The sequence below is a fragment of the Leptospira ognonensis genome, assembly GCF_004770745.1.
Classification (GTDB): domain Bacteria; phylum Spirochaetota; class Leptospiria; order Leptospirales; family Leptospiraceae; genus Leptospira_A; species Leptospira_A ognonensis.
In genome coordinates this window covers 1-2,773 of record NZ_RQGD01000049.1, presented here as the reverse complement: position 1 = coordinate 2,773, position 2,773 = coordinate 1, and the positions used below count along the sequence as shown (strand labels likewise).

Below are 2,773 nucleotides of genomic sequence, written 5' to 3'. Positions count from 1 at the left end.
AACAAAATACTTTTGGAAAAATATTTTTTTAATAATTAATGAATTTAAAAAACTTAAAATTAAAAAAATTGATTTAACTGTAATAAAAGAAAATTTGAGGGAAACTCTAAAAGAACTGTATTTTATCGACGAAGAACGATTTAACCTTGATTCTCCTACTATTTATTGGGATAAAAAGTCATATGTACATATAGTATGCAGACATATTTTAAATCTGAAAATTGAAAAGATAAATAAGAGTGTTATACCTTATCTACTCAAAGATTTACAAATATTAATACAGCGTATTGTAAACATGATTTATAATGAATGGCAGAACTTTTCTCGAGAAAATCCAGGCAAAAAATTTTCAAAATATGGGGCAGAAAGTTTGTACTACAACGGAAATTATTATGTTATACATATTGAACCAGACGGAAGAATCGTTTCGTTTTATAACCTTGATTGAAATTTCAGAACATGAAAAACTGCGCATAACTGCGGCTGACACGCTACGCTCGGGACTATCGCCCTCGCTCGGCCTAAAGGCACATTGTCCTCCGTCACGATTCTTGCTCTGCAAGTATTCGCGCCGACGCTAACGTCTCTGCGAGACTCAGCTACGGACAACGTCGTGTAGCCTAGTTCGTTATGCGAAATGCCTTAGAAAATAATTTAAGAATATGATCTAAAAAACATTTCTAAGAAAAATTCAGAAAGAAAAAAAACCTTAACTGCATTTTAAAAAATGACCTATTTGGAGTTTTCTATACGAAAATTGAATGCAATTGTGTGGTATAGATGTTTGTTCACTAAATTATAAATAAGAATACTAATATTCGCTTCCTAATATTAAATATTTATCATAGTCTAAAGAATTATCTTAATCATTTTATTCAATAATTATTTAGCACGGGTTTTGATATTCAAGTATAGTTAAAATACTATAAGAAAGGCAATTCATTCTTTATTAAAATTATATGAAAAAAAGAAAGAACATAAAAGATTATAAAATATGGTATCAAAAACTTTACGAATTGTCTCAGACTGATTATTTAAATCTAGACGAGGACACTTCGTTTGATCTTTGGCATATTCATCCTGATAATGAATATTTTAGAGATATAAATTCTGAAAGCAAGGAAATGCATTTTCGATGCTTATTTGCTTTATATAGAAAGGGCTTAGATTTAGGTAAACAATGGAAGAAACCATTCCAATGCTGGATTCTTATCGATCTAGAAAATTCAATTGATGATTCTGTATATTTTCATACAAAAAACCCAAACAGTGACAATTTTCCTTATGATTTTAAAGGTTTTAAAGAGACCGATATTTTCGACGGAGTTCTACAGAATTTCAATGATGAGATAGACACTCTTGGAAAAATTGAATACAATGGATATGAATCATATTATGTTTTACCGAAAATATATTTATCTTAAATGATTATTTGACAAAAGGCACTTCGCATAACTGCGGCTGACACGCTACGCTCGGAACTTTCGCCCTCGCTCGGCCTAAAGGCACATTGTCCTCCGTCACGCTTCTTGCGTAGCAAGAAGACGCGCCGACGCTAACGCCTCTTCCAGAGGCTCAGCTACGGACAACGTCGTGTAGCCTAGTTCGTTATACGTCATTTGAGAATATGCTACTTACATTAAATTATCCAAAAAATTTCGAAAGAATCATTAAAATAGTAAGAGAGAAAGATTATTTAATTCATCCTTATAAAACTAACATTAGCAATATATACAACCCATCAAACTATTTTGAAAATATTAGATTTCTAAAAATTACCTATAAGCTAATCTTGGACCGAAATATTTTTAGCTACATAATATCTTCAATCAAAAGTAAAGAGCCAAATATAAATTTAAGAAATGCAATAGCCTTAATATCATTTTGTCAATTTTCAGAAATACTTATAGAACCATCCTTAGCAATTTACGAAAAAATCAATTATGATAAGAACCATATTACCGATGCACTAGAAGAATTGCGCATTTTCCGCTCTATCGACAACTCCCCCAATCCAGAATCACTAATCGCTTATGCATGCGGATTCAAAAATAATTTTCAAACACAGAAAATGGAAAGACAAGACATAAGTATTGAAGATTGGTTTAGTAAGTATGACAAACTAACAAACTAGGATTCATTTTATTTATTTACTTTAAAGATTATTGAATTAGAATTTCAGAACACTACAGCTATAAATAAATATAAATCTTTGTTCGAGTGGATGCATAAAGAATTCATTTATGCGGCGATCCCAATACATTTCGCACTAATTTTATTTAGTTCAGTACGGCCCGCAAAGATACTAAAGTATAATAAAAATGGAACTCATTCAGAAAAAAAGAAGCAAGTTGTTAATATGACATGGGATATCTTTTTAATAGACTTTTATTGTCGTATATTAAGCCAAAAAGAAGAAAAAGAGGAATTTCTTTTTGCATCAGAAGATAAGGCTTTGAAGTTCTTATTAAAAACAATAATCCAGGTCAATATTGCCCAAGATTTAGAAATCATAAAACCTATTTTTAGTTCAAAAGATCAAGAATTATTGGAATTGACGATAAAAATTAATAAAAATTTCAAAGATATAGCTAACGATCAAGAAAGAAAAATTACTTCATCTTCGGATTTTGAAATAGAAAGAAGAAAACAAACAATTCATCTAGAAAAAAAAATATACAATTAACTCAAACGACGCATAACTGCGGCTGACACGCTCCGCTCGGGACTTTCGCCCTCGCTCGGCCTAAAGGCACATTGTCCTCCGTCACGC

Annotated in this window: 4 protein-coding genes; all 4 read left to right on the top strand. The window is 31.1% G+C overall.

Annotated elements, in window-relative coordinates:
- On the top strand, nucleotides 1-448 hold a 448-nt coding region (locus tag EHQ58_RS18820; RefSeq protein WP_167883692.1), incomplete at its 5' end, for a hypothetical protein.
- A 511-nt stretch (nucleotides 449-959) separates the two neighbouring features.
- A complete protein-coding gene (locus tag EHQ58_RS18440) occupies nucleotides 960-1,424 on the top strand; it encodes a hypothetical protein (RefSeq protein ID WP_135625547.1) in 465 nt (154 codons plus the stop codon).
- A 203-nt stretch (nucleotides 1,425-1,627) separates the two neighbouring features.
- Nucleotides 1,628-2,134, top strand: coding sequence for a hypothetical protein (locus EHQ58_RS18435; RefSeq protein ID WP_135625546.1), 507 nt, complete (start codon nucleotides 1,628-1,630; stop codon nucleotides 2,132-2,134).
- A gap of 225 nt (nucleotides 2,135-2,359) precedes the next feature.
- Nucleotides 2,360-2,686: a hypothetical protein gene (locus EHQ58_RS18430; protein ID WP_135625545.1), complete on the top strand. Its 327-nt coding sequence runs from the start codon at nucleotides 2,360-2,362 to the stop codon at nucleotides 2,684-2,686.
- Nucleotides 2,687-2,773 lie beyond the last annotated feature (87 nt).

Coding starts and splice junctions, on each gene's coding strand:
- EHQ58_RS18435 (WP_135625546.1), top strand. CDS start 1,628: ATGCTACTTACATTAAATTATCCAAAAAATTTCGAAAGAATCATTAAA.
- EHQ58_RS18430 (WP_135625545.1), top strand. CDS start 2,360: ATGACATGGGATATCTTTTTAATAGACTTTTATTGTCGTATATTAAGC.
- EHQ58_RS18440 (WP_135625547.1), top strand. CDS start 960: ATGAAAAAAAGAAAGAACATAAAAGATTATAAAATATGGTATCAAAAA.